Origin of the sequence: Curtobacterium sp. B18, from assembly GCF_000333375.1 — a bacterium.
In the GTDB taxonomy this organism is placed as follows: domain Bacteria; phylum Actinomycetota; class Actinomycetes; order Actinomycetales; family Microbacteriaceae; genus Curtobacterium.
This window is the reverse complement of record NZ_BACZ01000785.1, coordinates 1-5,003: the sequence shown is the minus strand read 5'-3', so window position 1 is coordinate 5,003 and position 5,003 is coordinate 1. Positions and strand designations below refer to the sequence as shown.

Below are 5,003 nucleotides of genomic sequence, written 5' to 3'. Positions count from 1 at the left end.
GATCGCTCCGTGGCTCGACGACCCCGACGAGGACGGCGTCGACGAACGCGATCACCCGGTCGGCGATGAGCGTCAGCACGTCCTCGAGGGTCTCGTCGCCGACCAGTGCGGCCGACACCTCGGCCGCGGCCGTCGTCCACCGCTCACGCTGCCGTACCTCGTCGAACAGCCGGGCGTTGTCAATCGCGACGCCGGCCGTCGCGGCCAGTGCCTGCACGAGCTCCTCGTCCTCTTCGGTGAACCGCCCGCGTGACGGGTTCGCGAGGTAGAGGTTGCCGTAGACGGTGTCGCGAACGCGGACCGGGACGCCGAGGAACCCCTCCATCGGTGGATGGCCGTCGGGGAAACCGGTGGAACGCGCGTCCGCGCCGATCGAGTCGATGCGGATCGCGGCCTGCTCGTGCACGACCGCCCCGAGGAGACCCTCCCCGTGCGGTGGGTGGCCGATGCGGGCGACAAGGTCGGCGTCCATGCCGACGTGGATGAACCGTTCGAGGGCCGTGCCGTCCGGTGCCATCACCCCCAGGGCCCCGTACCGGGCCCCGACGAGCTCCACGGCGGCGTGGACGACCGACCGGAGCGTGTCCTCGAGGTCGAGGTGTTCCACGATGCGTCGGTTGGCGGCGAGCAGGGCTCGGAGCCGGCCCTGCGTGCTGAGGACTGCCTGGGCACGGTCGACGAGCTCCTCGATGGTGCGTTCGAGGCTGGACCGGGGGCCGTCGGGGAACGCGAGTTCGTCGGGCATCGTCGGCCATCCCTTCCCTCCAGCGTCCGGGCCGAATCTACTCCGACGCCGACGTGCGGCAAGGCGGGTCACCGCGACGGTCCGAACCGCGCGGCGGCGCGACGAAGGTGGTGGACGGCGTGGTGCGTGGTCGACGGCTCCCGGAACACGGAACGGAACAGGAGCGCCTTCAGCGTCTCGGCGAGGACCAGGTACGCGACGGCGATGACGCCGATCGTCGCGAGCCGCGGCCACCGCCCCCTGCAGCACGTGGTCGCCCACGCTCCGCGGGACCGGCCGTGACTCGCCGGTGAGGACGCTCTCGTCGCACCACAGGTCCGTGGCGTGGACGACGACGCAGTCGGCGGGGACGATCGACCCGACGCCGAGGCGCGCGAGGTCGCCGACGACGACCGACCGGACGTCGGCGGTGGTCCAGATCCCGTCACCGGCGACGACGGGCGACGACGTCATCGCCCGTCCGGGTGCGGTGTCCTGAGCGGTGCGACGCACAGCGGAGTCCGCGAGCCGGCGATGAGCTCGTGTGCGGTGGACCCGAAGAAGAGCCCGCCGATCACCGAGCGGTGCTGTCGGCCCAGGACGACCACCGAGGCGTCCGCCGCGTGCCGCCCGAGGACGTCCGGGGGATCGCCCTCCTCGAGGAGGGCGCGATGGCGGAGCCCGGGGAACCGGATGTGGAGCAGGCGCTCGGCGTCGACGAGGACGCCGTGGGCGTGCTCCCGGATCGACTCCGGGTCCTCGAGGACGCTGAGGGCTCCGACCCGGGCCACCGTGGCCTTCCAGGCACGGACGAGGGTCAGCCGTCGGTGGTCCCGGACGGCCTGCGCCCCGGCGAACCGGAGCGCCGCGTCGCCGCTCGCGTCGTCGACGCCGAGCAGGACGTCACCGTGCGTGGGCCGCCAGTCCTCGGGGACGACGACCGTCGGGACCGTCGACAGTGTCGGGACACGCTCCGGCATCCAGCCGTCGAGCGCCGTGCGGACGCGGTGCTGGCGGCGGGAGCCGATGACGAGCAGGTCGGCCTTCGCCGCGGTCTCGACCAGGACGCGGTCCGGCGCCCCGAAGAGCGTCGCCGTCGTGACCTCGACGCGCGGGTGTGCTCCCGTGAGCCGCTCGGCCGCCCGGTGCAGACGTCGGTCGAGCGCGGCCACGTCGCCGCCCCAGCCGTTCGTCACCGTGACGACCTCGATGTGGCTGCCGGGGACGACCCGGCGCATCGCGACCCAGTCGACCGCTCGGTCACTCGCGTCGTCGTCGACACCGACGACGATGCGCTCGGCCCCGACGACGGTGCCGTCGCGCATCACCGGGCCCCGGCGTGCGCGGGTTCGTCGGCTCGGTCCTCGTCCCGGACCGCCCGTCGCGGCTGGGGCACGATGCACACCGGAGCGTGTCCGTGGTGCATGAGCCGCTCGCCCACGGACCCGGCCAGGAAGCCTCCGAGGGCGGTCCGGTGTCGCCGGCCGACGACCACGAGCGACGCGCCGCGGGACGACTGCAGCACCACGTCGCGCGGCTGACCCTCGACCGACGCTCCGTCCACGCGGAGGGCGGGGTGTGCCTCGCCGACCGCCCGCAGCGCCGCACGGAGCTCGATGTCGGCCTCGTTGGACCAGAGCACGCGGTCCTCCTCGAGGTAGATGTTCGCGTACGGTGCCATGGCGGTCGGGACCGCCCATGCCCGCACCAGGGCGAGGTCTCGCCCGCGTCGGTCGGCAGCGTCGGCGGCCCAGGCGAGGGCGGCGGCGGCAGACCGTGCGTCGACTCCGACGACGATCGGTCCGTCGCTGCGCTCCCACTGCTCGGGGACCGCCACGACCGGTGTGGTGGCGTGCGCCACGACCCGTTCCGCGACGCGCCCCCTGATCGTCGCGGCGATGGTGTGCACCTGCCGCGCCCCGATGACGAGGACGTCTCCGAGCGCCGCGTCCGCAACGAGTCGATCGGCGGTCGGTCCACCCGTGACGTCGTGCGTGATCGCGAGCCCGGGATGCGCGTTCCGCAGCCGCTGTTCCGCGGCCTCGAGACGGTGTTCCGAGCGCGTCAGTGCTTCGCCGTAGACCTCGCTGACGGTCAGCAGTCGCACGACGTCGGCTGCCGGGTCGACGGCCTCGACGGTCCAGTCGACGGTCTTCCAGCCGGCGACGCTGTCGTCGATCGCGACGGTGTAGGCGGTCATGATCGCTCCTTCCGCGGCTGACGCCGGGTGCGTCGCCGGCGGCTCGCACCGCTTCGGTCTCCCGGACGGTACGGCGACCGGACGGTCGTGGGGCAGGGCCGAAGGTCCCGCCCCGGCGAGGGACCAACGCCACTGCCCGGACGGCGGTCGTGCGCGCAGGGTGGTCCGGACGGCGTCGGAACGACGCCGGGAGAGCAGGCAGACCATGACCACGCGGATCGTGCTCGGCTGGGACGGCGGGACGGCCGCCCGTGCCGCCCTTCGTTGGGCCGCGGCACGGGTGACGGGTTCGGTGGGGCGGCTCGTCGTCGTGCACGCGGTGCCCGACGACCCGGGCGCACCGGTCCTCGCCGTCGCCGACCGCGGTGTGCGCGCCAGCGTCTGGGTAGCGGCCGGCTCGCCCGACGTCGACCTCGCCGTCGAGGTGCTCCTCGGCGCCGTCGACGGCGACTGCGTCCTCGTCGTCGGGCACGACGTCGTCCCGGACGCCCGCGGCTCCCGCCCGTCGGTCGCCGCCCGGCTCGTGGACGCAGCACCGTGCTCCGTCGTCGTCGTCCCGGCCGACACGACGACGGGACGCGGGGTCGTCGTCGGTGTCGACGTCCGGTCCGCATCGGCGACGGCCCTCCGCTTCGCGGGCCAGGAGGCGCGACGCACCGGCGCGACGCTGCGTGCGGTCGCCGTCTGGTCACCACCATGGCACGACGCGGACGCACGTCGTCACGAACTGCAGCTGCTCGAGGAGCGCGTCGAGGACGCGCTCCTCGGTCTGCCCGACGTCGACGTCCACCGGGAGCTCGTCGAGGGTCCCGTGGCCCGTCGTCTGACCGACGCGGCAGACGGAGCCGCCCTGCTGGTCCTGGGTGCCGGCCCGCACCACCGACGGGGCGGGACCGTCGTCGACCAGGTGATCCGCGCCTCCCGGACCGCCGTCGCGGTCGTGCGCTGACCAGGGCGAGGTCCCCTCGTCAGTCCGACCACCGCCAGTCGGCCACCGACGGCACGTGGAAGCGATCGAGGTCGTTGAGCATGAGCATGTCGAACGGCGTGGTCGTCGTGCCCTGCTCGACGTACCCACGGACGTGCATGTCGGCGTTCGCCGCGCGGCGGTGGGTCAGGCGGTGGACGAGCCACGGGTAGCCGTGGAACGCGAACACCACCGGGTGATCGCGGGTGAACAGGGCGTCGAAGGCCTCGTCGGGCAGGCCGTGCGGGTGCTGCTCCGGACTCGTCAGGCGCATCAGGTCGACGACGTCGACGACCCGGACCCGGGGCTCCGGCACCGCGTCACGGAAGATCGCGGCGGCCGCGAGGACCTCCTGTCGGGCCCGGCGCGGCCTCCGGTCCTGTCGGGCCCGGCGCGGCCTCCGGTCCTGTCGGGCCTGCGGTGCGGTCGTGTCGGGCGGCTTCCCTCCGGGGGACCAAGGGCCTGGTGGGCGCTGCCCGCGCCGGGCATCGTCGTGAGCGGACCCGACGGGAGACCCCATGTCACGACCGACCCGCTGGACCGTCGCGCTGGACGAGACCGAGGCGGCCTGGAACAGCCTGGGCTGGGTGGAGACCGTGGTGCGCGACGCTGACTCCGTCCGTCTGGTCACCGTCCACGAGCAGTTCGGGGAGAGCAGGGAGCGGTCGACCGGTCGGCTCACGATCGCGACCCACCTGCTGCGGGACCGTCACCCGCACCTGGAGGTGGCACACGAGGTCGTCAGCGGACCCACGGTCGCCCGTCTGGTCACCGACGCCGTCGACGGCGACGTCCTCGTCGTCGGCGGACGCCACTCCGACCGCCTGTGGGCGTGCCTCACCGGCCGGGTCACCGAACGGGTCGTCGCACACGTCACGACACCCATGGTGGTCGTGCCGGAACGCTGGCGACCCGGACGGGACGAGGACGCCGTCGTCGTGGGGGTCGACGGTGGCACCGCTGCGTCGGCGCTGGCCGTGGGGGCGGTGCTCGCCGAGGGGCGCCGGGACGGCCTCGTGCTCGTGCGGGCCTGGCGGTCGCTCCCGGACGGCGGCCCGTTCCGCGATGACACCGCCGTGCACGGCCGCGCCATGTCGGAACACGACGGACAG

Annotated in this window: 5 protein-coding genes and 2 pseudogenes; 2 read left to right on the top strand and 5 right to left on the bottom strand. The window is 74.1% G+C overall.

What is annotated here, in order from left to right; all coding sequences use genetic code 11:
* From I5E_RS26680 to I5E_RS20675, 4 genes and pseudogenes are all read right to left on the bottom strand, one after another.
* Positions 1-745: GAF domain-containing protein (locus tag I5E_RS26680; protein ID WP_022908656.1), on the bottom strand; the 745-nt coding region annotated here is incomplete at its 3' end.
* 240 nt (positions 746-985) lie between these two features.
* Positions 986-1,198: pseudogene (locus I5E_RS27240) on the bottom strand (P-type ATPase); the annotation flags it as partial.
* Positions 1,195-2,049: a universal stress protein gene (locus tag I5E_RS20680; protein ID WP_022908653.1), complete on the bottom strand. Its 855-nt coding sequence runs from the start codon at positions 2,047-2,049 to the stop codon at positions 1,195-1,197. The gene I5E_RS20680 and the pseudogene I5E_RS27240, both read right to left, overlap by 4 nt.
* Entirely contained in the window at positions 2,049-2,924 is an 876-nt protein-coding gene (locus tag I5E_RS20675; protein ID WP_022908652.1) for a universal stress protein, read from the bottom strand. Before I5E_RS20675 ends, I5E_RS20680 begins: the two co-directional genes overlap by 1 nt.
* Positions 2,925-3,129: 205 nt before the next feature.
* On the opposite strand from I5E_RS20675, the gene I5E_RS22375 reads away from it, so the two are divergent.
* Complete coding sequence (locus I5E_RS22375) at positions 3,130-3,873, top strand: universal stress protein (RefSeq protein WP_042724139.1); 744 nt, start codon at positions 3,130-3,132, stop codon at positions 3,871-3,873.
* Positions 3,874-3,925: 52 nt separating this feature from the next.
* On the opposite strand, the pseudogene I5E_RS24020 reads toward I5E_RS22375, so the two are convergent.
* Positions 3,926-4,243 (bottom strand): annotated as a pseudogene (locus tag I5E_RS24020) (phosphoketolase); the annotation flags it as partial.
* 166 nt (positions 4,244-4,409) lie between these two features.
* Between I5E_RS24020 and I5E_RS25000 the strand changes: the two are divergent.
* A partial coding sequence (locus I5E_RS25000; RefSeq protein WP_022908650.1) for a universal stress protein occupies positions 4,410-5,003 on the top strand: 594 nt, incomplete at its 3' end.

What these genes read in the sequence shown, in the direction of transcription:
- I5E_RS20680 (WP_022908653.1), bottom strand. Translation starts at nt 2,049, where the DNA reads ATGCGCGACGGCACCGTCGTCGGGGCCGAGCGCATCGTCGTCGGTGTC.
- I5E_RS20675 (WP_022908652.1), bottom strand. Translation starts at nt 2,924, where the DNA reads ATGACCGCCTACACCGTCGCGATCGACGACAGCGTCGCCGGCTGGAAG.
- I5E_RS22375 (WP_042724139.1), top strand. Translation starts at nt 3,130, where the DNA reads ATGACCACGCGGATCGTGCTCGGCTGGGACGGCGGGACGGCCGCCCGT.